The sequence below is a fragment of the Paenibacillus mangrovi genome (genome assembly GCF_022898935.1).
In the GTDB taxonomy this organism is placed as follows: Bacteria; Bacillota; Bacilli; order Paenibacillales; family Paenibacillaceae; genus Paenibacillus_AQ; species Paenibacillus_AQ mangrovi.
Window position 1 is genome coordinate 214775 of the sequence record NZ_JALIRP010000003.1, and the last position, 25951, is coordinate 240725.

Below are 25951 nucleotides of genomic sequence, written 5' to 3' on the forward strand. Positions count from 1 at the left end.
TTACTTTTTTTGAATATAGCATCTATTTTTGAAAGGAGAACTGCACATGCCTCAGCTCGTGACCAAACCTAACAATCGTCAGCTCGCTTTTGATGAAATCCGCCTTTCCGTTTATGCGGACCGCGTCCTAAAAGGATTGGAGACGCTGGATAAAGAGCGCCTGCTTCGCGGCGTAACCAGCAAACTTCGCCGGGAGGAAGTTACCGGTGACGAAATCAGCAACGCATTTACAATGTCGGCCCTTGAGCTCGTAACAAAGGAGGAGCCGATCTGGAAATTCGCCGCAGCCCGCTCCCTTCTGACTTCTCTATATAAAAAAGCAGCGTACAACCGCCGCTATAAAGCTTATCCAGACGAGCCTTACGGTGCCTTGTATCCCCTCATTTCCGAACTCGTCAATAAAGGAATCTACCGTGAAGAGCTTTTGGAATGCTACACCAAAGAACAGATTGATGAGCTTGGAAAATGCATTGATTATAGCCGTGATTTGCTGTTTGACTACATAGGTCTTCTAACCTTGTCCGACCGCTATCTCGCGCGCGATTTCGACGGCCGCGTCATGGAGCTTCCTCAGGAGCGTTATATGGTCATCGCCATGTACCTGATGCACACCGAACCTGCAGAGAAGCGTATGGAGCTTGTAAAAGAAGCCTACTGGGCAATGAGCAACATTTATATGACCGCAGCAACGCCAACTATGTCCAATGCCGGTAAAAAGGTTGCCGGACAGCTGTCCAGCTGCTTTATCGATACCGTGGACGACTCACTGGAAGGTATTTTCGATTCCAACACGGACGTTGCACGTCTCAGCAAAATGGGCGGCGGCATCGGCGTATACCTTGGCAAGGTTCGTGCCCGCGGATCGGATATCCGTGGTCATAAAAATACCAGCTCCGGCGTCATTCCTTGGATTCGCCAGTTGAACAATACCGCGGTCAGCGTAGACCAGCTCGGTACCCGTAAAGGTGCGGTTGCCGTTTACCTTGACGTTTTCCATAAAGATATACTGGCCTTCCTGGATCTGAAGCTGAACAACGGCGACGAGCGCATGAGAGCACATGACGTTTTCCACGGCGTATGTATCCCTGACTTGTTCATGGAAGCCGTTGAGACGCGAGACGAATGGAATCTCTTCTGCCCGCATGAAGTGAAGAAAGTGATGGGCTGGAAGGATGAGGACGGTCAACCGCTCGGTCTGGAGGATTTCTATGATGAAACTTACGGACAAGGCACATTCCGCGAAAAATATGCCGAGGCTCTTGCGCATCCGCTGCTGTCCCGCATCACCGTGCCTGCCATCGACATCATGAAACGTGTCATGAAATCCCAGCTGGAGACCGGTACGCCTTACATGTTCTACCGCGACACGGTAAACCGCGCCAACCCTAACCGCACACATGGCATGGTGTACTCCTCCAACCTGTGTACGGAAATCATGCAGAACCAGTCGCCAACGGTGGTGGAAAAAGAAGAGCTTGTAACGAAGGACGGACAGACTCGCATCGTCATCTCCAAAATCCCTGGAGATTTCGTAGTCTGCAACCTGAATTCCATCCACCTGGCCCGCGCTGTGCCGGCCGACGTACTTGAGCGTCTGATTCCGATCCAAGTGCGCATGCTGGACAACGTCATCGATATTAACAATATCGAAGTGCTGCAAGCACAATACACAAACAGCCAATACCGCGCTGTCGGTCTCGGCACCTTCGGCCTGCATCATCTGCTGGCGCTGGAAGGCATCCGCTGGGAATCCGACGCAGCCGTTGAATATAACGACAATCTGTACGAAAAAATCAACTACCTGCTCATCCGCTCCAGCATGGAACTGGCCAAGGAAAAAGGCCACTATTCGAAGTTCAAAGGCTCCGATTGGGAAAACGGTGCATACTTCGAAAGCCGCGGCTATACGGACGGCGAGCATGTAGGCAAATTCGTAACGACCGAGCAGTGGAAAGAGCTGCAAAAGGAAGTTCAGGAGAACGGTGTCCGCAACGCATGGCTATTCGCCATCGCGCCAAATGGATCGACCTCGATTATTGCCGGTTCCACCGCAAGTATCGATCCGCTGTATGACCTGCTGTCGTACGAAGAGAAAACAACGTATAAAATCGCCAATCCGGCTCCGGACCTGTCCGAGAAAACGATCTGGTATTATAAAACGGCCTTTATGCTTGACCAGCATTGGTCCATCAAAATGGCCTCGGCCCGTCAGCGTCACGTTGACCAAGGCCAAAGCTTCAACCTGTACGTCCGTCCGGACATCCGGGCAACCGACTTCCTGGAGCTGCACCTGCACGCCTGGAAAGCCGGCATCAAATCGACGTATTATGTGCGCAGCCGTGCGCTGACAATTGAAGAGTGTGAGTCTTGCGCGAGCTAATAATTTCCCAACCCTCCCAAACCCTCCCTTCTTAAGGGAGGGCCCCGAGGGCTCCTGCCCTCTGGACACCCGAAATTTTGGTGGAGAAGGGTCTATGGCGCTTTATGGTGATTGTGTGCTAGGAGCGCTTTCGTCCCTGCTCGTTGCTTCGCAACAATCGCTGGGACACGCTGTAACTTTAGTGCAATAAGAAACATTTTAACTACGCCAGGCCCTCCCTGTTTTGCTTCGCAAAATGCGGTCGGCCTCGGCTTGTTTTATGTCCTCCCTAATTTGATTACAACATCATGCCGATGTTGATATAGATGCTTAATATTTTAATAACTTAAACCTTAAGGAGTGAACGGACGGTGCAATTGCAGAAAATTTTCAATACCGAAGCGCCAAACCAATCCACACGCATTATTGAAGGGGAATGCTCGGGTATTCTAAACTGGAACGATATCCGCATGCCTCATATGTATAAATTGTACAAAGTGCTTTTGCTTAACCACTGGATCGCGGATGAAATTCCGATGTCCAAAGACGCGCAGCAATTCCCTCTTCTCGATGCGGACGAGCAGCGCACCTTCAAGATCAATATCTCTTTGCTGGCGGTTCTGGATTCCATGCAAACGATGTTTGTCGGCGATGTAAAAAGATACTTTACGGATTCCTCCCTGGAAGCCATCTCTGCCATTATTGGTCAGCAAGAGGTTGTTCACAACCAATCCTATTCCTACGTGCTCTCTTCGATCGTGTCCGAACAGGAGCAAAAAGAAATTTTCGAATACTGGAAGCATGATCCGGTTCTTCTTGCACGCAACCAGTTCATCTCGGAGATTTATCAGGAATTCCGCGACGAGCAGACACCACAAACCTTCTTCCGCGCGCTCGTGGCTGACCTGATTCTGGAAGGCATTTTCTTCTACAGTACGTTCGCCTTCTTCTACAACCTGGCCCGTGATCAGAAGATGATGGCAACCAGCCAAATGATTTCATACATCCAGCGCGACGAGAACCAGCACTGCTACTTCTTCGGCGAAGTATTCAAGCAGCTGCTGAAGGACTTCCCTGAGCTGAATACTCCGGAAAACATGGACTACGTCTACCGCACCATCGACCGCGCGGTTGAGCTTGAAACGAACTGGGCTCATTACACGCTGAAAAACAACCGCGGCATCGATCTGAACGAGCTGTCCGACTACATCAAGTACATTGCCAACAAACGCCTAAAATTGATGGGTATGGAAAAAGCTTATCAAGGCGTGGACGCTAACTGCATGCCTTGGATCCGTCCGTTCTCCGATGAGGCGCTTAACGCAACTAAAACCGACTTCTTTGAGGCCAAATCCCGCAACTACGGTAAAGTCGGCGACGACAACGGATTTGACGATCTATAAGTATTACATTTATTCACCAAAAGCGCATATTGCGCCAGGATCCGGTTTAAGTTATACTAATCGCAAAGAATCGAACACCATCATTATGCCGATGACCAGCATCCAACTGTGAGGCGTTTTCGACCGGAGCATAGAAACCTCTAGGCTCTCTAAGTTGACCGGCTTTCCGTCCGTTACCGCGGAACCAAGAGGATCGGATCCTGCCTAGGCAGTCCGATCAAGTTGGGTGGCACCGCGAGCAAGCGCTCCTCGTCCCAAAGGATGAGGGCGCTTTTTGTATTTTTACGGATAAAGGAGCCGAGGATTAATCATGTTAACTATTCAATTTATTCGCGATCATGCGGATCTGGTACAGCAAACGGCGGTACACAAAAACATCCCTTTTCAGGTGGATATATTACTGGAATGGGATACGAAACGCAGGGAACTGCTCCTGCAAGCGGAAGGAATGAGAGCGCAGCGCAACAAGCTCAGCAAGGATGTTGCTCCTCTCATGAAGCAGGGAAATCAAGAAGCAGCCAAGCCTCTGATGGCTCAGGTCAAGCAGCTGAACGAGGAGCTTGCTGTGCTGGAGACCTCGCTGCACGAAGCGGAGCAGCATGTCTCGGAGCTGCTTCTGCTCGCTCCCAATATCGTGTCGGCAGATACGCCTATTGGCAAGGATGACAGCGACAATGTTGAGGTCCGCCGGGTTGGAGAGACACCGGCATTTGAATATGAGCTTCGTGATCATGTAACTCTTGGCGAAATGCATGACATGATCGACATTCCAAGAGGTGTGAAGACCGCGGGCACACGCAATTATTATCTCAAGGGAGCCGGTCTCTACCTTCATCTAGCTGTGCAGCGTCTCGCCTTGGATTATTTGGCGGCACGCGGGTTCACGCCGATGGACGTGCCCGTAATGGTCCGCCCCGAGGCCTTGAACCGGACGGGCTTCTTCCCTACCGGTCAAGACCAAACATTCGAGCTGACCGGAGAAGACAAATGGCTGGTCGGTACATCGGAAGTATCGCTTGTTTCGTATTACAGCGATGAAGTCGTAGACGTAACGGAGCCGATCCGGCTCGCAGGCATGTCGGCTTGCTACCGGCGTGAAATCGGCTCGGCCGGACGCGATGTCCGCGGACTATACCGCGTCCACCAGTTCGCCAAGGTGGAACAGGTGGTTCTCTGCCAGAATGATCCTGCTGTATCGGAATCGGTTCTTCAGGAAATTACTGGGCATGCCGAAGGTATTCTGCAGCTGCTTGAGCTTCCATACCGGGTCATGGCGGTCTGCACCGGCGACATGTCGCAGAAAACCCATAAGCAGTATGATATCGAGACATGGATGCCGAGCCGCTGCGCGTACGGTGAGACACATTCGTCGTCGAATCTGCTGGATTTTCAGGCCAGGCGTTCGAATATCCGGTACCGGGATGCGGAAGGGAATTTGCAAAACTGCCATACGCTGAATAACACTGCCGTCGCATCGCCGCGGATTCTTATTCCGCTGCTGGAGAATCATCAGCAGCCGGATGGCAGCATATATATCCCTCAAGCACTGCGGCCTTACATGGGCGGCGTAGAGCGGCTGGTACCGCTCCATCGTCCGGTTTAACCTTTTCACATCACAGTGTAATGAATGATTCGGCGGGAGCACCTCCCGCCTTTATAGTTGCAGTTGTTATTTTCACAGGAATATACTGGTTGTACATAAGAGTTAGCTTTACGATTTTGAATTTGGCATGGAGGTGATTGGATTGGAAAATCCAGCAAAAGTTCAAGATTTAGGAAGTGTTTACCTTGCAAGTGCGACGGCAAAATTCAAGGAGCTCAAGCAGTCCGCCGAGAAAGCCATTGCCCAAATCCAGGAGGATGCCAAATTGAACTGGGCACCGAACGAGGAATCCAACAGCATTGCAATCATCGTCAAGCATATGAGCGGCAACATGATATCACGCTGGACCGATTTCCTTACTTCGGACGGCGAAAAGCCCGGCCGCGACCGGGATGAGGAATTTGAAGGTGACATCGAATCCAAAGAAGAACTTCTTTCCATATGGAACCGCGGCTGGGACGTCTTCCTTCAGACGCTTTCGGAGCTGAAAAGCAAGGATTTGCTCCGAACCATTTATATCCGGCAGCAGCCGCACTCGGTAATCGAAGCAATCGAACGCCAGATGTCACACTATTCCAGCCATGTCGGCCAGATTATCTATGTTGCCAAAATAATTCAAGGCGATGACTGGCAGACGCTAACCATTCCACGGAAAAAGAAATCGTAATTAATGATGATAGCAGGAATATGGCTGCCCCCGCCGGTCCCTTACATGCAAGAGGTTATGGCGGGGAGGCCGCTTCTGCTTCTGATTATCTGCTGCTATTCAGCCCATGTCGTTTCTCCGCCCTCTTCCGGGCCTCAAGCTCTCTCCGCTGATTGATCAGCACCACGCCCAGCATCGCAATGACGACGCTAAAGCCGACAATGGGTACCATGACAGCCAAATCACCTGAAAATAAAATCATCAGGAAGAAGACTATAAACGCACCGCAGAAAATACCGAGTCCCGCCATGAACTTTTCCACTCGCTCCCCGCCCCTTTTCAAATATGATTCCGAAATTACCATAAGCTGTATATTTCACGTTTGTTCCATAAATTCCTTTTGGCGTGGATCATAAGAAAAACACCTATATCATAACTATTAAGGAAGTTTTTCTTGCGATATCATAACCAAGGCAATCTCCCTGTAACCTTTTTCATGGCTGAAGATTATGCTGTAACAAGGATTATATTGGGCAAGGAGAGAACCGAATGATGAAACGGGATTATTCCTTTATCCATGCCCGGCTGAAGTCGGGAAGATATACGATGAACAAGCTGGCTTCCGCAGGATTGACGCTGCTGATGCTTATGCTGCTGTCCCGGACGCTGCCAATGCCGGATACGCCTTGGAGTATGCAAAGCGATGGCCTGTCCATCTCGCCTGAGATCTGGGTCTACAGCTATGCCATGCTGATTTCCATTGCATCTGACGCGATTTTGGCCGTGCTGCCTCCGCTCAGCCGTCTGAAGCAAGCCTCCTTGTACGCGGCTGCCGCCTACACGACGTTTTACTGCCTGTTCATCCGGACGCCGGAGTTTGACGGATACCCGGAACTCGCCGCTGCGGCTGGCGTCTGTACGATTTTGGTCTTTTTCACCGGAAAGCGCATTTTCTCCGATCATTCCTTGTTTACGCCCTTATTCGCACTCGTTGTTCCGCTGATCTGCCTTTTTTGTTTGTAGTAGGTTATAGACCCAAGTAAGCACTTAACCGATTATTAAAGTGCCTCTATCAAATCCCCAGCGATCAGCGATAACATGTTCCCGCGCCGCGCTGCTGCAGCATCCCCAGCCAAACCATGCAGATATACCCCATACGCGGCTGCCTGGAGACCAGTGAATCCCTGAGCCAAAAGGCCGGCGATGATGCCTGTCAATACATCGCCGGAGCCGCCGGTCGCCATGCCAGCATTCCCAGTTATATTCACATAAGCCGATCCATCGGGAGCAGCTATGATCGTCCGTGCTCCTTTGAGCACCAGCGTAACCTGATGAGCCGCCGCGTACTTCACAGCGGCCCCGATCCGGTCACGCTGTATTTCCTTCGTAGACATGCCGGCCAGACGGGCCATTTCACCCGGATGCGGCGTAAGCACCGTATCTGTCTTCCGTGCGTTCCAGGTTGAATAATCCTTACAATCTGCTAGCATATTAAGCGCATCAGCGTCCACCACAAGCTGACACTCCGTACCCTCCCAGAGGGTACGCAGCCATTCTCCATCTCCATTGAAGCGCCCGAGGCCGGGGCCGATTGCCAGCACATCGCGGCTCCTGGCAAGCTGAAGCACCGCTCTGGCGGAAGCTACGTCCCAGTCGCCGCCAGCTGCCGGGGCGAGCATAATTTCCGGCGCTGCGCCGGCCATATGCGGCAGCATCGGTGCAGGCAGCGCCCAGGTCACGAGGCCGCTGCCCGCGCGCAGCGCCGCGCGGCTGCACAATAGGCCCGCGCCGCTCATGCGCGGGCTTCCGGCCGCCACAAGCACGTGTCCATACGTGCCCTTGTGGCCGTCCGGCGAGCGGCGGCGCGCCGTGTCCACGCGCAGCTGCTCGCGCAGCGTGCCTGCGGTCAGCAGGAAGGCCAGCCCCTCCTGCTGACCGCACAGCTCCGAGGGTATGCCGATGGAGCGGACCACCACCTCCCCAGCGGCTTCCGCGCCGGGGTACTGCGTCAAGCCTCGCTTCAGGAACGCGAGGCAAACCGTCAGCCGCGCCGCAATGCACGGCTGGCTGACTTCCCCCGTGTCGGCGTTAATCCCACTTGGGATGTCCGCCGACACGATCGTCTTGCCGCTGACATTCGCAGCGGCAATCATGTCCGCGTACACACCGCGCGGGCTCCCGTGCGCGCCCGTCCCCAGCAGGGCATCAACGATGCCCGTGCATGCGGCATAGTCCACGGCGTCGCGCCCGTGGACAAGCAGGGGGATGCCAAGAGCCGCGGCTGTATCGCGCTGCATAGCGGCATCCCCCTGCAGCTGCTCCGGCGGCAGGGCATACACTACCGTGACGCCAATCCCCGCCTCTCGCAGGTGACGGGCGGCGACCAAACCATCGCCGCCGTTATTCCCTTTGCCTGCAAGGATCAGCCAGTGCTCCTTCTCAGGGTGTTCAAGCTCCAAGGCTGCGTCACCCCTGATCAGTCCTTGAAATTCCTTTTCCGGACCGATGCCTTCATTACCTCCATGTCCATTCCAAGTTTCCTGTGCTGTACTATGCCGTCTGTGGCACAGCCGAATGATTTCCTCCGCTATGGCCCTTCCCGCATTCTCCATCAGCGCTATCGAGGGAATCCCGATGTCTTCAATGGTACGCCGATCCAGCTCTCGCATCTGGGCTGAGGTTACAATATACATTACACTTTACCTCCCTTTGCTGACCAAAATTTCGATTTCAGATAAACGTGGACCCGTCGATGGCAAGCTAACAGATTTCGTAACCGCTTCACAACGGCCTTTTGAAGTTTTCCATTTTCTATGTAAAAGGCAGCGCCGCATATCCAACCGGATCGCCCGCTGCCTTGTTTCCTTTGCCTTTACGCGCCTTTCAAAAACCGTTCTTCCGTATTTCATTTTCGAATTTACGCTAGGCAGATCCTAATACGCCGCCGTAAATCGAGAAGCGACGAAATACGGATCTTCCATCTCATCAATCAGCGCCGCAGCCAAATCGCCCGTCGTAATTCGGCTGCTGCCGAGTTCATCTGTAATTAAACGGTCGATGCCGATTCTAAAATTGCCGCTCCGCTGCCCGTCTTCCAGCACAGCTGCCGGACTGAGATAAGTCCAGTCGAGCTCAGACTCGTTGTAAATTTCAAAGGCATCGGCATGCGCCTTGGCCAGCGGATAGACTTCCGCCGGAAAAGATGGCGTATCCATGAGCCGAACGCCTTCATCCGTAATCAGGCTGCCTGCGCCGCCAATAACCAACAGGCGTTTCGCACCGGAGCGGCGCACGCCTTCGACCAAGGAGCGGGCAGCTTCCAGTAGCTCCGCTTCCGAGCCGAACTTCGGACCGTAAGCGCTAATAACCGCTTCGCGTCCTTTCGTATGCTCTTCTACCGAAGCCGGATCCAGAATATCGCCCTGTACCACATGTAGGCGTTCATGCTTGTCGGTTAGCCGGGATACGTCGCGTACCACAGCCGTCACTTCATGCTCACGGCTGAGCGCTTCCTTCAGCAAAGCTCGTCCGATCGTGCCAGTTGCGCCAAATATCGTTATATTCATCGGGTGAATGGTTTCTGTCATGAATAATCTCCTCTATATGATTTTGCTGTCTGTTATGAATCACTTCAGTGTAACACTTTTATATTACCCTCAAATGGCTATTCATGCCCGAAAATCTTCACGATTTATCCATTTGGGTTACTTTTTCAAAAACATAAGATACAATAAACCATATGCCCAGTAGAAAATATAAGCTGAAATAAATCAGGCACATGGAAATATTGAAATCCGGAGCCTGTTATGCAATAGTGAAAACAAAAGCGATGAAGGAGGGATTCGGCATTGTACCTTGCAGCGTGGATGAGTGCAATTGATATATCCGATACGCAGTCCAAGATTATAGTGATAGGACTTGCGGTTATCCTTTTCCTATGGCTGTACATCCGTACCGCCCGTTCCTTCAGAAGCATGGCGACTGCCCGGCTTGAGCGTCTCCACCAATCGCTGGGACTCTATTCATGTGCGGCGGGATTGCTGGACAGCGAAACAGCTTTGGATTTATCGCCTGACCATGAACCGGAGCCCGAATCCTTGATTCTGCTCCTGCAGCAGTGCAAAGCGGCTCCCCTGATCACAACGGATGTACTGGAAGCCATTGATGCATACATCAAAGAACGGGATGCTTCGCGCCATCTTCAGCTGCAAAAAGCGCTGGACCGGGAGATCAGCCGGCGGATCCGCGAGCAGTCTTCCATAATACGATCATTGGACAACCCCGGATGGGGCACTGGCTTCTGGAAGCTGATCCGTCCCGCAGTTCCTTTCGCAGCCTTGATGCTGATTCTGTACTGGAGCCTGCAGCTGTACCAAGAATTCCAAACGCAGAACATCCCGGCTTTATCCTGGACAAGCGCTGAGCTGTGGATGAGGTTTGTATCATGCCTTGCAGCAGTGATCTCCTTCTACTTCGCCGTCATGACGCCTAGAGAAGACCCCCCAAGAGCTTCATATAGCATCTTAGCCCTACTCATGAGCGCTGTCGCACTTGCACATTTCGCCAGCCTAACCGCCGCACCTTACATATTAGCTGTACAGCTCATTCTTTTCGTGAGCGGGTTCGCCATAAACCCGAAGCGTTCTAGACGTGACCGGCCTTATGCGGGCTCTGCCGAATTGCTAGACGACTCAGAAGAAGAACGAGTACAGTCATAAAAACAACCCGTTAATGGTTACCCTGCACAGGGTATTCCATCAACGGGTTTATTTTTACGTCTCATTGGCCCCGGTTTGCCGATTTAATGTTTACACTTGGCGACAGGAAGAATACAGACCGGCTTCGGTACCTCAAGAACATGACCCGTAGGAGTCAGCCGACCGTTTTCCTTGTCGATTTTAAAGGAAACGATGGTATTGCTGTTCTGATTCGCCGCGAGCACATAACCGCCTTTAAAAATAGCGAAATTCCGCGGCGTTTGTCCGTTGGTAGATACCCACTCCACCGAAGTCAGCAAGCCTGTGGACGGATCGATGTGATACAGCCCGATACTGTTTTCGCTGCGGTTAGAGGCATACAGGAAACGTCCGCATGGCGTGACATGAATGTCCGCGCTAGCACTCCCCCGGGCAGCACCCTCCGGAAGAGCCGAGAGCGTCTGCAATATTTTCAAATCCCCTGCCTGCGAATCGAAGGCATATACGTTTACCGTATCGTCCAGCTCGTTGATCCCGTAAGCCCATTGGCCGGACGGATGGAAATCGAAATGCCGTGGGCCCGCTCCCGGAGCCGTCTTCGCGGCATGATGCGATACCAGCTTGCCATCTTCAAGACGGTAAAAAACAATCTGATCCAGTCCGAGATCGCATACAAGCACGTATTTCCCTTCCGGATCGTGGAACACGGAATGCGGATGCGGCCCTTCCTGGCGCTCCTGATTGATGCTGCTGCCGGTGTGCTGAATCAGACTGCTCATCTCCAGCTCTCCCTTAGCTCCGATGCGGTAAGCATTGACATGTCCGCTTGTGTAATTAGCCACCAGCACATGGCTGCCGTCCTGGGTCAACGAGATATAGCAAGGAGCCGCGCCTTTCGTCGGCTTGTGGTCAAGCAAATGCAATTCGCCTGTTTCCGCATCGACGGAATAAGCGTATACTGCCCCTTCGTCGGTTTCGCTGACCGCATACAAACGGTCCTTAGCTTCGTTCATGGTCAGAAACGACGAATTGGCAATACCGTCTGTTCCATTCACGATTTCCATACGTCCGTTATGTAAATCCAGAGAACACAGGAATATCCCCTGTTCATCCGCCCCGGTGTATGTACCGGTATAAAACAAGCTTGTGCTGTTACTCATATGAAATCCACTCCTTTGTCATCTTTTGAATCGTCTGAAATCAATAACTTTCCGTTATTCCTACAATAAGGGTTTAGAGGTCCCACGGCAATGTTAACTTGCTTATGCTAAGGATGAGCCCGCTGCGTATCTCTGTTTATATTACCCAGTAACAGTTTTAGCCAAGCCCCTTATAAAATTAAGTTACACGGTCCGTCATACTCCTTGGTTCGCCACAATATGGTTAACTGAAACCATTTGAAGGAGGAGTCGGCGTTTGGGAATCAAGCTCATCAAAATCGCCTCTGTGTACCTCGTTATCGGGATTCTTTTCGGCATGTTCATGTCCATGACACACAAATTCGGTTATGCTTCCGTGCATGCACACATCAATCTGCTCGGCTGGGCGTCTCTGGCGTTGACAGGCATCATTTATTACCTGTTTCCGAATGCGGGCGAAAATACGCTTGCGAAGGTCCATTTCTGGCTGCATAATATCGGCCTTCCTGTCATGATGATCGGGCTCATCCTGTATGTGAATGAGGTAGCCCATATGGAACCTGTGATCGCAACCGGCGGCGTTCTGGTCACACTCGGCATCATCACTTTCATGATCAACGTTCTGAAAAATGTAACGCGTTAATTTCACAGCATGCAAAGAGACCAAAGCCCTGTGCAAGCAGGGCTTATCTACTAAATATGCCCTAAAGGCATTAATTTCCTTTATGTGTCTTACCTCAGACCTTATAATTAAGAACAATGATACACCGCATACAAGAACACTGATTGGTTAACGATTAACAGTATAGATTAGAGATATACATATGGACAGGAGGAGATCGGAGTGAAATCAGTAGCTGTATTTTGTGGATCCAGTAAAGGAGCGTCCGACGTTTATGTGGAAGGCGCGAAGAAATTAGGAGCAGAACTGGCCCTGCGCGGAATTACGCTCGTGTATGGAGGATCCAGCATCGGCGTGATGGGCGCGGTGGCGGATGCCGTTTTGGCGGAAGGTGGACAAGTCATCGGGGTCATGCCCGACTTTCTGGACAAAAAGGAGATCTCCCATAAGCGCTTAACCGAGCTGATTATTGTGGATACCATGCATGAACGGAAGGCCAAAATGGCCGAGCTGTCCGAAGGCTTTATGGTTCTTCCTGGCGGCCCTGGCACGATGGAGGAGTTTTTTGAAATATACACCTGGGCTCAGCTCGGACTTCACCACAAGCCGCTGGGACTTCTGAACATCAATAACTACTATGATCCGCTGCTGGCATTTTTTCAGCATATGGCAGACCAGCAATTTGTAAATGAAAAATATCTTTCGATGGCTATGGTGGATACCGATCCGGCAGGGCTGCTCGATCAATTCAATACCTATGAGCCGCCGGCCGTGAAGACGTTTCTTAAACCGGATCAGACTTAAAAGAAACTGGCGCAGCAAAAAACAGACCAGGAGAAGCCTTCAACGCTCTCTTGGTCTGTTTTGCCTCTGTTCATTTATTTGTGAAAAAAGCAGCCCCTTCATCTGGAACTGCTTACCATGATGTGATATTCGGTTTTAAACCGGGTCCGCTGTTCCGGCTTCTTCAATCTGATGTTTGACATCCTTCATCGTAATCCCATCAAGATAACGCTCAAGCGCCGATTCCCCGCCGCCGTATATTTGATCCATAATCCCCTGGATATTGGCCGCAACCTCGCAAGGCAGCTCATCACCGCCGGAGCACCAGCTGGGCTTCAGGGAACCCTGGGCAAGCAGACGATATAAGTCCCCGAGCGTCGTGTTTTCTGTGCCGGGATTCAGCAGATATCCTCCGCCAACCCCTTCTTTAGTCGCCACATATCCATGCTTGCGCAGCAGGCCAAGCACTTTGCGAATGCGGGCAGGATGCGTGCAGACGCTTTTTGCGATCTCTTCACTGTTAGCCATATGATCCTCTTTTAAGCTAAGAAGGGTTAAACAATGGACGGCAATGTTAAACTCACTATTCATTTTCGCTCCTCCTTATACTGTAATTATATGGTTAACAGTTGGTGGTGTCAACCTAAGACAGTCCTCTTTCCAGCATGCGCTGAGGGCGTGCAAAACTGAAATGAAGCGCTTTTAGTTCTAGTGTGACTTCCCTTATAAAAGATAAACCTCACTCCTGTGATTTTATCCTGAATCGGGTTTGCGTTACAATAGAGCGGTGGAGGTTATCTTCCAGATTCTTTACGCCAAGGAGATGAAACACAAGCCATGATCCATTACATTCGTTTGCGTTAATGAAAGGTGCAGACCAAATCGGCCCGGCTGCTTTTTTTTGAATGCTTAGTCCCCGGGTTTATTTAGCTGCGCCTTTTTCATTTGACAAAAAACGAATGAATGGGGTGTATTTGCCTTGTCTAATAAAGAAATGTCCCTCACGCGCGCGCGCCTGATGGCTTTAAATGAACATATATTCCGCTGTCCCGTCTGCTTCTTACCCATGAAAATGAATGTGGAACGGAGCCTTGCATGCGCGGCGAGGCATAATTTTGACTTGTCCAAGGATGGATACGTTCACCTGCTTCCAGGCGCCAAGCCTTCCAAATACGATAAAGAACTGTTCGAGGCTCGAAGGCTGATCAACGCCAGCGGTTTTTTCGATCCTTTGCTGGACAGCTTGGTTTCGGGAATCTCAGGCAGTCTCCCGCTGCGGTTAGCACCAAATCCGCTGTCCGTCCTTGACGCTGGGTGCGGCGAAGGATCGCATCTGATGCATCTCCGGAATAAACTGCCGGCCTGTACGAACCGGGATATCCTGGCCGTGGGTGCCGACTCATCCAAGCCTGGGATCATAAAAGCCTCCAAGAGTAGCCCAGACATCTTATGGTGCGTGGCCGATCTGGCTCACAGCCCGTTTCAGGATCAGACCTTCGACGTTATTGTGAATATCCTCTCCCCTTCCAACTACGTAGAGTTCAAGCGACTGCTGACGGAAACGGGCATGCTTGTGAAGGTCATTCCGGGTCCCGGATATTTGCAGGAATTCAGGGAGATCTTGCTCGGCCGATCTGTCCCTACAGAGCGGGAAGTGCCGGACGATACGGCCACGCTCTTCGTCAGGCATTTCCCACAAATGAAGCAGCAGCGCGTCCGATACGAAATTGAATTGGACCCGCTCCATCTGAAAGCCATGCTGCGGATGACGCCTTTAACATGGCATGCGCCAGAGGAGAAGATACGGGCACTCATGGCCCATCCATTCTTCAGGCTTACGTTTGATTTTTATATTTTATGGGGACGGCAAGTACGTTGCCAGTTTAAAAGCTAAAGCGGCATTGTCCTTTCCATGGCGGAATACTACCGCAGAAACAGGAGCTCTCTCATGGCGTCAAGCCGTAAGAGAGCTCCTGTTTTGTGGTTCAATTCATTCTCTGTTCATCGCAGGGTGCCCGCTGAAGCATGCATCAATAATTTTGTGGCTCCGCATTCTTCAACCCCGGAATGGGTTTTCCCTTTGGAAGCTCAAAGGACCATTTCACGTTGTCATACCATTTGTCTGTGACGGTGCGGGCCAAGGTAGCTTTTGCAGGCAGCGTGTTCATGCCGTTCACGATAAAGCCGGGATCTCCGGAAGCCTCGCTGATCTCCCCCCAGCTCAAGGATCCTCTAAAAGTCACTGGAAATTCCTTTCCGCCCGGATCCCTCACAATCCAAACGTCATGGTCAAACATGTTCCGGTACTTTCCTGTCATCCGGATGAGACTCACCCTTTGCTGATCCTGCTCTTGCAGGTTGGGGTCCTGATCCACCCAAAAATCGCTTAATATAAGCTCATCCCCCTGATCCTTGAAAATGACCGGATGATTCTTAAGCTCACTTGGAACGAGCTCCACTGATGCGCCGCTTTTCACCGGAATGGAGTATCCGTCGAACACAAAGCGCAGCTTCTGGCGATCATAAGGAAGACATCTGAATGTATAGGTCCAGTGCCGTTTGCCTGATTGCAGCTCGCTATTTTGTGAAATGATGGTTTCCGGATGTCCACCCCGGAGATTGTTCACGCTCGATATATCCTCCCCCTGCTCATTTTCAAAATGAAACATCAGCTGCTGCTGGCCTTCCAGCTCTCCCGGAGAACGTTTTGCAGCTTCAGAGCTTAGAGTCGTGCTCAATTCCAGCCGTACCCCGCTTGGTGTCCGGACCAGCTTTTCCATTTCGATCTGCATACCGTCAGGCGTGGTATATTTCTCATTCAGAGGTGTTGTGATATTCATGGCATTCGCCTTCTTCATATCAAGCTTGAACTTGAAATCCCAGTTTCCCTGTACAAACTGTTCGGAGTATGGGATCCGGATCCGATTCACACGGGCCTCCACGTTCAGTTCATCCGTAGGAATTTCTTTGGTAAAAACAAACGTCAATTTTTCGATCGAATCCGAGCCCTCCATTCCCCTGAGCTGTGCTACCTCTTTACCATTCATGTCTGTAATATACAAGTCATTCCAATCGACTTGATAAACTAGAGGCTTCCCCTGTGGGTCCGTCACTTTGACTCCCATGACAAGCCTAGTGGCATCCGCAACCACCTCATTGATTTCCAGGGTATAGCCTTTATCCTTCACCTTCACATGGGGATTCTGCAAAATTCCGAGCTGGCGGGCATCGATAATGCCGCTGTCTGTTGTCTCCTTGGAAAAAATAGACCTTACCCAATCAGCAATGGACGGCTTCGCGTATAGTGTAAATGCCCCTGTGACAATAAAAAGCGATGCGATCCAGAGAATACTCTTTTTGAGCAAACGCCGAGATCTGCGGGTACGTTTAGCGGCGGAAGCCGGTGGAACTTGCTCTTCGGGCTCTATGTCCACTTCTTCAAGAGACGCCATCACCTGTTCCGTAAACCCGTCAGGCAAGGATTCCGAAAAGAGGAGCCCCATCCACGCCTGTTCTTCTTCTTCAGCCAGCCGCAGCAACGACTGACATTCAGGGCACATCTGTATATGGAAACTCAGTTCTTCATCCACGTTATTTCCAGACTGAATGTATTCTTTTGTCTGAGACAGCTTCCAGCATTTCATTCTTCATCCCCTCCTTATCCTTGACTATTTTACATAAGGACTTTTTAGCCCTGTGAAGCCGGTTGCGTACCTGATTCACTTCGATGCCGGCAATCCCAGCGATTTCTTCATAACTGAGCTCATTTGTATACCTTAGCAGTAGCACAATACGATACTTGTCAGGAAGCTGGTCTAATAGCTGCTGTACTTCCCGGCCGTTTTCCTTGCGAAGATAGGCTAATTCCGGCGTTTCGGTGTGATGCCGTCCTTGACCCAGAACGCTGTCATCCGCCGGAATGTCCTTTTTTCTCCGCCCCGCATCCCTCATCACATTTACGGCAATCGCGTACAGCCAAGAAGCAAAACTGGAATCCTCTCTAAAGCTCGCCAGCTTGCGGTAAGCCTTCAGGAAAGCCTCCTGCGTGTAGTCCTGGGCGTCTTGCGGGCATGCGCCCATCCCCCGGAGCAAACCGTATATTTTGTTTTTATGTGCATCCACCAGCTGCGCGAAGCTTTCCTTATGTCCGGCCAGCACCTGTCTGACCAGCGCAGCGTCCCGTGACGGGTCTGTCATAACAATCCTCCCCTGCTCTTCCTCTGACCTTTATATACTAGGTAGACGGACGAAGCCGTCATTTGTTCTCATTTTTGCACAAAAAAAGGAGCCCTTCGCAATAGGGCTCATAAATCAGATTAGACATATGAAAGGGTTTACAAATACATTATAGTATTATTCTCCCTATTTGAAAACGCTTTTTTATGATATTTCATTCATTTATTATATAGAGCTGCATTGAAATGACGTCGATAAACTTTTTCTTAGTGTGAACACCCAATTTTCTCATTTTAGGGAAATTCCGATTGCGCAAACTAATGTGGTTAGTTATAATACTAATATGATTAGTTTAATCGCATGGGAGGATGTTCATTATGAAAAAAACAACGGTTCATCAAGTTACCCAGCTGTCTTTTATGCCCCGCCTGTTTCCGGTTAATGTATATCTGGTTGAAGAAAAAGACGGTCTCACCCTGATTGACGCAGGCCTTCCATTTAGTCTTAAGGGTATTCTGAAAGCTGCGGAATCATTCGGTAAACCCATCACCCGCATCCTGCTAACCCATGCCCATGGAGATCATGTCGGCGCGTTGGATGGGCTGAAGGAAGCCATTCCAACCGCCAAAGTTTATATATCGCGCCGGGATCAGAAGCTGCTGGCTGGCAGCCGCGCTCTTGAAGAGGGAGAGCCGCAGACACCGATCAAGGGTGATGTTCCGAAGAAAATAAGCACCAAACCCGACCATCTCCTTCAGGACGGAGACCGGATTGGATCGCTGCTGGCCGTTGCCACACCCGGGCACACCCCAGGCCACATGGCATTTCTGGATATGCGCAGCCAGGTGCTGATTGCCGGTGACGCATTCCAAATTCGGGGCGGGATCGCCGTATCCGGACACATGCAGCCGCTGTTTCCTTTTCCGGCAATGGCAACCTGGAATAGGGATGCTGCTCTTGCGAGCGCACGCCGCCTCGCCGAGCTTCAGCCCTCCTGGCTTGCCGTAGGTCATGGACGGATGCTGGAGAAGCCGCTGGAAGCCATGAGCCGAGCCATCCAGCGTGCCGAAGTCGCCTTCCAGGAGGTGAAATAACGATGGCTAAGATGGGACTCGACCGTCAAACCCTGCTGGTTTCCGCCGCCGAGCTGGCCGATGAATCCGGGCTAGACTCCCTCACGCTCGCCGCACTGGCGCAGAAGTTGAACGTCCGCTCGCCTTCCCTCTATAATCATGTGAATGGACTTCCTGATCTGCGTGCGGCGCTCACGGTTTACTGCCTGCATCTTCTCGTCGACACGACACGGGACGCTGTCATCGGCAAATCTGGCGATGAAGCCATTCTCAGCCTGTGTGAGGCCTACCTCCGGTTTGCTGAGTCCCGGCCAGGTCTGTACGAAGCCTTTTATAAGGTAAATATGCAACAGCATGAAGATCTCGACACCGCTAAGCAAGAGCTGCTGAACCTTTTTTTACGGATCATGGAGCCTTACCGCCTGGGTGAGAAAGAAACGCTGCATGCGATCCGCGGACTGCGCAGCCTTTTGCACGGATTCGCGACACTGGAGCAGCATGGCGGCTTTCAAATGGATCTGCACCTGGATGAAAGCGTGCAATATGTACTGCGTACCTTTTTAAAAGGAATGCATTTGAATAAATCCGGAGCATAATGTCAAAAATGTCATATCATTTTCAAGTTTACTTCTTGTTGCATGTGATATAATATAGTTATACGTGATTAATTATATTATATTTAGAAAGGAGTCTTACACTTGGCTCATATTAGTCACTCATATCTTCAGATCATCTCTACCGTGGGCGCTGTGTTTCTGGCACTCATGGTTATTTTTCTCCGTTTGAAGGCCAGCAATAGACCGGTTACCATCAAAAAAATAATCATCCCGCCGCTTGGCATGGCATCAGGCTTCGTGATGTTCGTGGCGCCGCAAGTACGGGTTCCATGGCTTTGGGCCTTAATTGCCTTCCTCGTAGGCTGGTTCATATTTTCATATCCACTGATCCGTAGTACCAAATTCGAGGTGAGAGAAGGACAGGTTTTTGCAAGACGCTCCAAGAGCTTTATCGTTATCTTGTTTGTCCTGCTCATCATACGTACAGCGCTCCACCAGGTCATTGATGTGTATGTTTCGATTCCGCAGTCCGGCGCACTGTTCTTCCTGCTGGCGTTCGGCATGATCGTCCGCTGGAGAATTTTCATGCTGAAACAGTACCGCTCGATCGAGGCTTCAGGCGAATTGAACGGAAATCCGCTCACCCCTGACATACCCCAGACTTGATAATAGAACCGCTCTCCACATGCTTTGGCATGAGGGGGGCGGTTTTATTGCGATTATAGAACTTATAAATTTCAGCGAAGCTGAACCGTTCTATAATCGCAAGAAAAACTTCTGCTAAACGCGGTCTGTCATCTGTGGAAGTACGTCGATAGACGTTTTTCTTATCGTCACTTTTCATGAGTTCTTGTGCATAGCGTCCCGTTGATTTGAAGAACCTATGGGAGAATGAACGCGAATCCGGGATGATAATCTGCTTTTTGCCGACGCGCTGTGGTTTTCATCACGTTTTTAGCGTAAAAATGAAGCAAAACAGAGAAATTCGAACCAAGATGACGTATATATGTGTAAAACTTCACAATTTGTGCCTATCACCTTAAATGCTTCATTATCCTTTTAGTGAGCATTATGTTAACATAGGAAATGGTGATATAGACGACCTTTTTCGTCTGAGGAAGGTCTTCCGGTTATAGACCCCACTGTCTAAAAAGGGTCTATCAGCCCTTTTTTAATAAAACTATAAGCATTGCTGCTTACGCAAAGGAGAAATGGACATGTCAGAAACAATTACTGATGCAAAGACTGAACAAGCGAACACGCCTATCAGCCAAGATCAAAATGATTTGCTGGACCAGCTGCTCAAGCCTGAGGTTCAGGAATCTTTGACCACTCTGGTTAACCATCTTCCAAAGCTGACTGAGCTTGTGAATGTATTGACAAAGTCTTATGACTTCGCTCAATCCGTTGCTACGGACAAAACGCTGAAAAGCGACACTGTCGGCGCAATCTCGGAAATGGCTTCTCCAGTCATCAAATCCGCTAAAAATGTTGCAGCCAACGTAATTGAAGCAAAAGACCGTGCTGAGGAGAGCCATGAAGTGATCGGTCTTTTTGGTCTGCTCAAATTGCTGAAGGATCCTCAAGCGCAAAAAATGTTCCGTTTCGTGAACGCATATCTCCAAGTTTCTGCTGAACGGGCTAAAGAACAAAAATAATTCTCTCAATATAACCAGTAAGGACGGAGGAAAAACTATGTCAAAACATATTGTCATTTTGGGTGCAGGATATGGCGGACTTCTCTCTGCTCTGACCTTGCGCAAATATCTGAACAAAGATCAGGCGCGCGTAACCGTGGTGAACCAATATACGACTCACCAAATCATTACTGAGCTTCACCGTCTGGCTGCAGGCAGCATCGCTGAAAAAGCCATTGCTATGCCTCTCGACAAACTGTTCAAAGGTAAAGACATCGATCTGAAAATCGCAAAGGTTGATTCTTTCTCCGTAGACAGCAAAGAAATCAAACTGACCGACGGCTCCAAGCTGACTTATGACGCTCTGGTTGTTGGCCTAGGCAGCATCACGGCTTACTTCGGTATCCCAGGACTTGATAAATACAGCATGGTTCTGAAATCTGCTGAAGATGCCAACCGCATTCACCAGCATATCGAAGATCGCATCAAAGCTTATGCTCAAACTAAAGACGAAGCTGATGCAACGATCCTCATCGGCGGCGGCGGCTTGACTGGCGTTGAGCTTGTCGGCGAAATCGCTGATATCATGCCAACACTGACTGCAAAATACGGCGTTAACCCAGCTGAAATCAAACTGATGCTCGTTGAAGCCGGCCCTAAAATCCTGCCTGTGCTTCCTGACCACCTCATTGAGCGTGCCACAGAAAGCCTCGAAAAACGCGGCGTAACATTCCTGACAGGTCTGCCTGTAACGAATGTGGAAGGCAACGTAGTTGACCTGAAAGACGGCCAAAAAATCGTTACCAACACCTTCGTATGGACTGGCGGCGTACAAGGCAACCCGCTTGTTGGCGAATCCGGTCTTGAAGTAAACCGTGGACGCGCAACCGTCAACGAATTCCTGCAATCCACATCCCACAAGGATGTATTCGTAGCAGGAGACAGCGCTGTTGTATTCGCTCCAGACGGTCGCCCTTACCCTCCAACGGCTCAAATCGCTTGGCAAATGGGCGAGCTGATCGGTTACAACCTTTACGCTCATCTGAATGACAAAGCATTCAAAACTTTCGCTCCTGTGAACTCCGGTACACTGGCAAGTCTTGGACGCAAAGACGGAGTAGCAACTGTAGGCGAAAACAACATTTCTCTTAAAGGTCTGCCTGCAACCATGATGAAGGAAGCAAGTAACATCCGTTACCTCTCCCACATCCATGCGTTGTTCACATTGGCTTACTAATTTCTATAGCATTCAAAATAAAGCCCCGCTCAAATGTGATCATTTGGGCAGGGGTTTTTTTAACTCTGAAACAAAAATTCGAACTTGTCCGCATGTTCTCAAATATCAAGCTTCTTTATATCCTAAAAAAGGGGTTTGATGACGAAAGCAAGGAGGAAAGCATGCGGAAGCTTGCAGCGGCTCAACATACGGAATTTAAGGTTTGGGTGTTTACCCGGGCTGAATTGGCCAGATTCGTTATGGTGGAAATCCTGTTCAGCTCCGCTCTATATGCGGGACTGAAGCGTGTGAACGGACACGAGGTTATCGCGATTCTGGGAAGCTCGATCGGCACCCATCTATACAAGTACTGGAGACCTGACGTCAGAATTATGGGTTGGCGTGCCGGAAGGCAGTCGCATTCACTGCCCTGGAGTCAGAATCTGGACGGATCGGGAATAGAACACTCTTTAACCGGGTAAGCTGATGCTGCCGGTTTTCACCGTTTACAGGCGATTTTCAACTGTATTCCGCTGATTTTGTCCGTAATAGGATTTTCATTATATTCTCGTGTAAAATATTCATGAAGGAGCGGATGCGTATGAATCGCAAAAGAAGAAGAGTCGCCATCGTAGGCTCCGGCATGGTTGGATCCAGCTGCGCCTACTCCATGATCAATCAATCGATCTGCGACGAGATAATTATGATTGGCCGAACGTACGACCGGGCCTTGGCCCAGGCACTTGATTTGTCACATTGTATTGATTTTACGAATACGCGGACAACTGTTTTTGCAGGAACCTATGCAGATTGTGCCGATGTAGACGTAGTTATTATAACGGCCGGGGTCAATCCGAAACCGGGACAGAACCGGATGGATGTACTAGCGGAAGCTGCCGAAATTACAAAGCAAATTGTCACCCCGATCGTGGAAAGCGGTTTTGATGGGATTTTTATCACGGCTGCAAATCCGGTGGATATCGTCAACTATATGATTTGGAAGCTGACCGGTTTTCCGCGCCATCGCATAATCGGTTCGGGAACCTCCATCGATACCTCCCGGCTCAAAACGTTGCTGTCGGATATCTTTTCCATTGATCCACGCAGCGTAAGCGGCTACGCCCTTGGAGAACACGGGGAATCGCAATTTGTGGCATGGTCGCATGTGACGATCGGCGGCAAGCCGATCCTCGATATTTTGGCGCAGCATCAGGAGCGCTTTAAGCATTTAGATCTAAGCGATATTTCCCGTAAAACCAAGGATGCGGGCTGGGAGATTTTCACACGCAAAGGCTCGACGCATTTCGGCATCGGCAGCGCGATTGCCCACATCGCCCGCGCTGTGCTAAATGATGAGCATAAAATCATCGCCGTATCCGCCATACTCGATGGTGAGTACGGCCAACACGGCGTATGTGCCGGCGTGCCGGCGATTATCAGCAGCGACGGCATTCAGGAACTGCTGGAGCTGAAGTTGAATGAGGAGGAGCAAGAGCTTTTCAATGCTTCCTGTGACCTTATCCGAAACAATCTGGAAGGCTTGAATCTGGAACCGATCCAGCAAGGCTGACCCTTTCGAATTCAGATGAAAAGGGATATAATGGAATATAACCCAAGTGATCGGAGTTGATTCCTCTGAATATCCTTGCCCTGATCCTGGCCATCGTGCTAATGTGTGGATTTTATTTTGCAGTTGCATATTTCGGTTTGAAGTTCTTTTTCAAAAAGGTGCTGCGCAGGCCGCTGAATCTAGATCCCTTACTGCTTTTGGGCGTTATTATGCTTCTGGCCTTTTGTTTTCAGGTGGGGCAAAAGTTATGGTATGATCAGCCATTGGACACCAGCATACTGCTGCTGCCCTCCATCGCGCTGATCACGATCCTGCGCCGGATTCAGATAAGCCAGAAATCAAAGTGAATAAATACCACCTTCTTAGGAGCCTTAACCCGCCTTCCGGCAAATGAAGACCATTTCCGGACTGGCAGAGGTTAACGGCTCCTTTTTCCATCCTGTCCCTCACACTTCCTCAAGCTTACTCATCTCCGGCGGTACCCTGTGTTTCGTCGCCTGCTCATAGCCGTAAGCTATTTTGATCAGTACGGGCTCGCTGTAAGCTGTCCCGATGAATGTAATGCCTACCGGGCCTTTGGTGATGTAGCCGCCTGGGGCAATGACTCCGTCCTCCGCATACCCTCCCGGCACAGTAATGACCGGATATCCGGCTCGGGCCGCGATATCGTCACCCTCTTCACAGCCCAGGAACAGCAGTGCATCCAGCTTATACTGCTCAAGCGCATAATCTATTCCCTGTGCCCGCGACATTTCTGAATTCACGCGGAGCGTATCCAGATATTCAGGCTCCGTCAGCGTTCCGCTCGTAGCCTCGGATTCCTCTAATACACTTTGACCGTATTTCAGGCACTGTTCAGCGTGTTCATTGTTAAAAGCGATGACCTCCTCCAGCGTATGAACAGGCATGTTGTCCGGCAGCGTCGCGAGATAGTCGTTAACACCCTTTTTGAATTCATAGAGCAGGACATTCCAGCTCCACGGGGTTTCCTGGCATGGCAGCTCCACTGGATCAACGATCGTCGCCCCTTCGCTGCGAAGCACCTCAATCGCATCTTCGAGAATTTGCATCCGGTCAGGGTCGAGGTCCCGGTAATAATACCGCGGAATGCCGATCCGCGCCTGCTTCAGAAAAGAGGCATCCAAAAATGGCGTATAGTCGGATAAAAGATGCCCTTGACTCGACTTCGTAATCTCATCCCGTTCATCCACGCCCGTCATCGCTCCCAGCACAATCGCCGCGTCAGTAACGGTTCTGGCCATTGGCCCGGCGGTATCCTGGGTATGGGTAATCGGAATGATGCCGGAGCGGCTAACCAGACCCACCGTTGGCTTGATGCCAACCAGCATATTCTGGCTCGCCGGGCTGATGATAGAACCGGATGTTTCTGTGCCGATGGCTGCAGCAGACAGGTTGGCAGCCACAGCCGCGCCCGAACCTGAGCTGGAGCCGCCAACGAACAGCTCACCCGGACCATATGGATTCAGACACAGCCCGCGCCGGGTGCTGTATCCAGCCCACATCCCGTGAGCCATAAAGTTGGCCCATTCGGTCATATTCGCTTTCCCGAGGAAAACGGCGCCTGCTCTGCGCAGCTTTGCGGCTACGAAAGAGTCCTCCGCCGCCACATGCTCCGCCAGGGCAAGCGTTCCCGAGCTGGTATGCAGCGCGTCATGAGTATCAATATTATCCTTCAGGAGCAGGGGAATGCCGTGCAGCGGTCCCCGGCTGCCTTTAACATACCGCTCCTCATCCAGTGCCTGCGCAATCTCCAATGCTTCCGGATTAATTTCGATAATGGATCTCAGTTTTCCGTCATACTGCTCTATCCGTTTCAAGTAGGTTCGTACGATTTCCTCGGAGCTTGTCTCTCCGGATTCCATGGCAGTCTGCATCCGCGGGATGTCGGCTTCGATAATCCAATCTTCTATTTTCGTTATATTTTCCATTCAAATCACCTCTATTTGGATTGAAAGGAGACAAGCCATACAAAGTTAGACATCCGCATATTTTTCCATATGCTGTCTGTACAGCTTCCACGCTCCCAGTTCCTTGCGGAATACTTCCATGGCCAGCACGCTCGCGACCTTTACGCCTTTCAGGCTGAAGTCAACAATAGCCGACACGATCAGTTCATTGTCTGAGCGCATGTTACGGGCCAGATCGATATAGTTCCAATTCGGCTCTTTTCCCTCATACAGTGCGAGCGTTTCAATGTTGTCCGTTTTGTAGTGCTCGGACCGGTAAATCTCGTAATCCCGGTCCGGATAATAACCGAAATATCCGATAAAATCATCCGATATCCATGCATTTACCTCTTCAACCGTTCCTTCATTAATCGTTCTGCGGTACTCTTCTACCGCGGCAATCGCCTCATTAAACACGTAACCACGCCCTTGTAAAATTCGATTTGAAAGATTCAAAGATTGTTTCCTACTGATATCATTCTTAGTTTATATCAATCGTATCG

26 protein-coding genes are annotated in these 25951 nt (G+C 50.5%); 17 read left to right on the plus strand and 9 right to left on the minus strand.

Annotated features, from left to right (window positions below; all coding sequences use genetic code 11):
- The first annotated feature begins 46 nt into the window (after positions 1-46).
- The 4 genes from MUG84_RS09195 (at position 47) to MUG84_RS09210 (ending at position 6032) form a co-directional block, all read left to right on the plus strand.
- A complete protein-coding gene (locus MUG84_RS09195; protein WP_244724098.1) occupies positions 47-2380 on the plus strand; it encodes a ribonucleoside-diphosphate reductase subunit alpha in 2334 nt (777 codons plus the stop codon).
- Between the two features lie 350 nt (positions 2381-2730).
- The gene (locus MUG84_RS09200) at positions 2731-3762 is read left to right on the plus strand and encodes a ribonucleotide-diphosphate reductase subunit beta (protein WP_244724101.1); all 1032 of its coding nucleotides are present in this window, start codon (positions 2731-2733) and stop codon (positions 3760-3762) included.
- 310 nt (positions 3763-4072) lie between these two features.
- On the plus strand, positions 4073-5365 hold the full coding sequence (gene serS, locus MUG84_RS09205) for a serine--tRNA ligase (protein ID WP_244724104.1): 1293 nt from the start codon (positions 4073-4075) through the stop codon (positions 5363-5365).
- A gap of 142 nt (positions 5366-5507) precedes the next feature.
- Positions 5508-6032 carry a DUF1572 family protein gene (locus MUG84_RS09210; protein WP_244724109.1) on the plus strand — a complete coding sequence of 175 codons (525 nt, stop codon included), beginning with the start codon at positions 5508-5510 and terminating at the stop codon, positions 6030-6032.
- A gap of 85 nt (positions 6033-6117) precedes the next feature.
- Here the strand turns inward: MUG84_RS09210 and MUG84_RS09215 are convergent, their stop codons facing one another.
- A complete protein-coding gene (locus MUG84_RS09215) occupies positions 6118-6333 on the minus strand; it encodes a hypothetical protein (RefSeq protein WP_244724112.1) in 216 nt (71 codons plus the stop codon).
- 227 nt (positions 6334-6560) lie between these two features.
- Here MUG84_RS09215 and MUG84_RS09220 point away from each other — a divergent pair, with 227 nt between their 5' ends.
- Positions 6561-7034 (plus strand): hypothetical protein, encoded by a 474-nt coding sequence (locus MUG84_RS09220; protein WP_244724115.1) that lies wholly within the window; start codon positions 6561-6563, stop codon positions 7032-7034.
- Between the two features lie 35 nt (positions 7035-7069).
- On the opposite strand, the gene MUG84_RS09225 is transcribed toward MUG84_RS09220, so the two are convergent.
- Entirely contained in the window at positions 7070-8704 is a 1635-nt protein-coding gene (locus MUG84_RS09225) for an NAD(P)H-hydrate dehydratase (RefSeq protein ID WP_244724118.1), read from the minus strand.
- Positions 8705-8944: 240 nt separating this feature from the next.
- The gene (locus MUG84_RS09230) at positions 8945-9577 is read right to left on the minus strand and encodes an NAD(P)-dependent oxidoreductase (protein ID WP_244724930.1); all 633 of its coding nucleotides are present in this window, start codon (positions 9575-9577) and stop codon (positions 8945-8947) included.
- Between the two features lie 282 nt (positions 9578-9859).
- On the opposite strand from MUG84_RS09230, the gene MUG84_RS09235 reads away from it, so the two are divergent.
- A complete protein-coding gene (locus tag MUG84_RS09235) occupies positions 9860-10729 on the plus strand; it encodes a hypothetical protein (RefSeq protein ID WP_244724121.1) in 870 nt (289 codons plus the stop codon).
- Positions 10730-10812: 83 nt separating this feature from the next.
- Here MUG84_RS09235 and MUG84_RS09240 read toward each other — a convergent pair whose 3' ends face one another.
- On the minus strand, positions 10813-11868 hold the full coding sequence (locus tag MUG84_RS09240) for a lactonase family protein (protein WP_244724126.1): 1056 nt from the start codon (positions 11866-11868) through the stop codon (positions 10813-10815).
- Positions 11869-12124: 256 nt separating this feature from the next.
- Here MUG84_RS09240 and MUG84_RS09245 point away from each other — a divergent pair, with 256 nt between their 5' ends.
- Both MUG84_RS09245 and MUG84_RS09250 read left to right on the plus strand, forming a co-directional pair.
- Positions 12125-12490 (plus strand): cytochrome-c oxidase, encoded by a 366-nt coding sequence (locus MUG84_RS09245; protein ID WP_244724129.1) that lies wholly within the window; start codon positions 12125-12127, stop codon positions 12488-12490.
- Positions 12491-12691: 201 nt separating this feature from the next.
- Positions 12692-13273, plus strand: coding sequence for an LOG family protein (locus tag MUG84_RS09250; protein ID WP_244724133.1), 582 nt, complete (start codon positions 12692-12694; stop codon positions 13271-13273).
- 135 nt (positions 13274-13408) lie between these two features.
- On the opposite strand, the gene MUG84_RS09255 is transcribed toward MUG84_RS09250, so the two are convergent.
- A complete protein-coding gene (locus MUG84_RS09255) occupies positions 13409-13843 on the minus strand; it encodes an RrF2 family transcriptional regulator (RefSeq protein WP_244724137.1) in 435 nt (144 codons plus the stop codon).
- 388 nt (positions 13844-14231) lie between these two features.
- Between MUG84_RS09255 and MUG84_RS09260 the strand changes: the two genes are divergently transcribed.
- The gene (locus tag MUG84_RS09260; RefSeq protein ID WP_244724140.1) at positions 14232-15146 is read left to right on the plus strand and encodes a putative RNA methyltransferase; all 915 of its coding nucleotides are present in this window, start codon (positions 14232-14234) and stop codon (positions 15144-15146) included.
- Between the two features lie 136 nt (positions 15147-15282).
- Here the strand turns inward: MUG84_RS09260 and MUG84_RS09265 are convergent, their stop codons facing one another.
- Entirely contained in the window at positions 15283-16896 is a 1614-nt protein-coding gene (locus MUG84_RS09265; RefSeq protein ID WP_244724144.1) for a DUF4179 domain-containing protein, read from the minus strand.
- Entirely contained in the window at positions 16844-17449 is a 606-nt protein-coding gene (locus MUG84_RS09270) for an RNA polymerase sigma factor (protein ID WP_244724146.1), read from the minus strand. Before MUG84_RS09270 ends, MUG84_RS09265 begins: the two co-directional genes overlap by 53 nt.
- A 356-nt stretch (positions 17450-17805) precedes the next feature.
- Here MUG84_RS09270 and MUG84_RS09275 point away from each other — a divergent pair, with 356 nt between their 5' ends.
- The 8 genes from MUG84_RS09275 (at position 17806) to MUG84_RS09310 (ending at position 23828) form a co-directional block, all read left to right on the plus strand.
- Entirely contained in the window at positions 17806-18522 is a 717-nt protein-coding gene (locus MUG84_RS09275) for an MBL fold metallo-hydrolase (protein ID WP_244724149.1), read from the plus strand.
- 2 nt (positions 18523-18524) lie between these two features.
- A complete protein-coding gene (locus MUG84_RS09280; protein ID WP_244724152.1) occupies positions 18525-19097 on the plus strand; it encodes a TetR/AcrR family transcriptional regulator in 573 nt (190 codons plus the stop codon).
- 102 nt (positions 19098-19199) lie between these two features.
- Complete coding sequence (locus tag MUG84_RS09285) at positions 19200-19724, plus strand: CcdC family protein (protein ID WP_244724157.1); 525 nt, start codon at positions 19200-19202, stop codon at positions 19722-19724.
- Positions 19725-20275: 551 nt separating this feature from the next.
- Entirely contained in the window at positions 20276-20716 is a 441-nt protein-coding gene (locus MUG84_RS09290; protein ID WP_244724160.1) for a DUF1641 domain-containing protein, read from the plus strand.
- Positions 20717-20753: 37 nt separating this feature from the next.
- Positions 20754-21932, plus strand: a complete 1179-nt coding sequence (locus MUG84_RS09295; RefSeq protein WP_244724163.1) for an NAD(P)/FAD-dependent oxidoreductase — start codon at positions 20754-20756, stop codon at positions 21930-21932.
- 161 nt (positions 21933-22093) lie between these two features.
- Positions 22094-22393, plus strand: coding sequence for a hypothetical protein (locus MUG84_RS09300; protein ID WP_244724165.1), 300 nt, complete (start codon positions 22094-22096; stop codon positions 22391-22393).
- A 119-nt stretch (positions 22394-22512) separates the two neighbouring features.
- Positions 22513-23481: an L-lactate dehydrogenase gene (locus MUG84_RS09305; RefSeq protein WP_244724167.1), complete on the plus strand. Its 969-nt coding sequence runs from the start codon at positions 22513-22515 to the stop codon at positions 23479-23481.
- Positions 23482-23537: 56 nt separating this feature from the next.
- Positions 23538-23828, plus strand: coding sequence for a hypothetical protein (locus MUG84_RS09310; RefSeq protein ID WP_244724169.1), 291 nt, complete (start codon positions 23538-23540; stop codon positions 23826-23828).
- Positions 23829-23927: 99 nt separating this feature from the next.
- Here MUG84_RS09310 and MUG84_RS09315 read toward each other — a convergent pair whose 3' ends face one another.
- Positions 23928-25430, minus strand: a complete 1503-nt coding sequence (locus tag MUG84_RS09315) for an amidase family protein (RefSeq protein ID WP_244724171.1) — start codon at positions 25428-25430, stop codon at positions 23928-23930.
- Positions 25431-25475: 45 nt separating this feature from the next.
- Complete coding sequence (locus tag MUG84_RS09320) at positions 25476-25904, minus strand: DUF4440 domain-containing protein (protein WP_244724173.1); 429 nt, start codon at positions 25902-25904, stop codon at positions 25476-25478.
- Positions 25905-25951: the final 47 nt, after the last annotated feature.

Coding starts and splice junctions, on each gene's coding strand:
- MUG84_RS09195 (WP_244724098.1), top strand. CDS start 47: ATGCCTCAGCTCGTGACCAAACCTAACAATCGTCAGCTCGCTTTTGAT.
- serS (WP_244724104.1), top strand. CDS start 4,073: ATGTTAACTATTCAATTTATTCGCGATCATGCGGATCTGGTACAGCAA.
- MUG84_RS09220 (WP_244724115.1), top strand. CDS start 6,561: ATGATGAAACGGGATTATTCCTTTATCCATGCCCGGCTGAAGTCGGGA.
- MUG84_RS09225 (WP_244724118.1), bottom strand. CDS start 8,704: ATGTATATTGTAACCTCAGCCCAGATGCGAGAGCTGGATCGGCGTACC.
- MUG84_RS09230 (WP_244724930.1), bottom strand. CDS start 9,577: ATGAATATAACGATATTTGGCGCAACTGGCACGATCGGACGAGCTTTG.
- MUG84_RS09240 (WP_244724126.1), bottom strand. CDS start 11,868: ATGAGTAACAGCACAAGCTTGTTTTATACCGGTACATACACCGGGGCG.
- MUG84_RS09255 (WP_244724137.1), bottom strand. CDS start 13,843: ATGAATAGTGAGTTTAACATTGCCGTCCATTGTTTAACCCTTCTTAGC.
- MUG84_RS09265 (WP_244724144.1), bottom strand. CDS start 16,896: ATGAAATGCTGGAAGCTGTCTCAGACAAAAGAATACATTCAGTCTGGA.
- MUG84_RS09270 (WP_244724146.1), bottom strand. CDS start 17,449: ATGACAGACCCGTCACGGGACGCTGCGCTGGTCAGACAGGTGCTGGCC.
- MUG84_RS09275 (WP_244724149.1), top strand. CDS start 17,806: ATGAAAAAAACAACGGTTCATCAAGTTACCCAGCTGTCTTTTATGCCC.
- MUG84_RS09280 (WP_244724152.1), top strand. CDS start 18,525: ATGGCTAAGATGGGACTCGACCGTCAAACCCTGCTGGTTTCCGCCGCC.
- MUG84_RS09290 (WP_244724160.1), top strand. CDS start 20,276: ATGTCAGAAACAATTACTGATGCAAAGACTGAACAAGCGAACACGCCT.
- MUG84_RS09295 (WP_244724163.1), top strand. CDS start 20,754: ATGTCAAAACATATTGTCATTTTGGGTGCAGGATATGGCGGACTTCTC.
- MUG84_RS09300 (WP_244724165.1), top strand. CDS start 22,094: ATGCGGAAGCTTGCAGCGGCTCAACATACGGAATTTAAGGTTTGGGTG.
- MUG84_RS09305 (WP_244724167.1), top strand. CDS start 22,513: ATGAATCGCAAAAGAAGAAGAGTCGCCATCGTAGGCTCCGGCATGGTT.
- MUG84_RS09315 (WP_244724171.1), bottom strand. CDS start 25,430: ATGGAAAATATAACGAAAATAGAAGATTGGATTATCGAAGCCGACATC.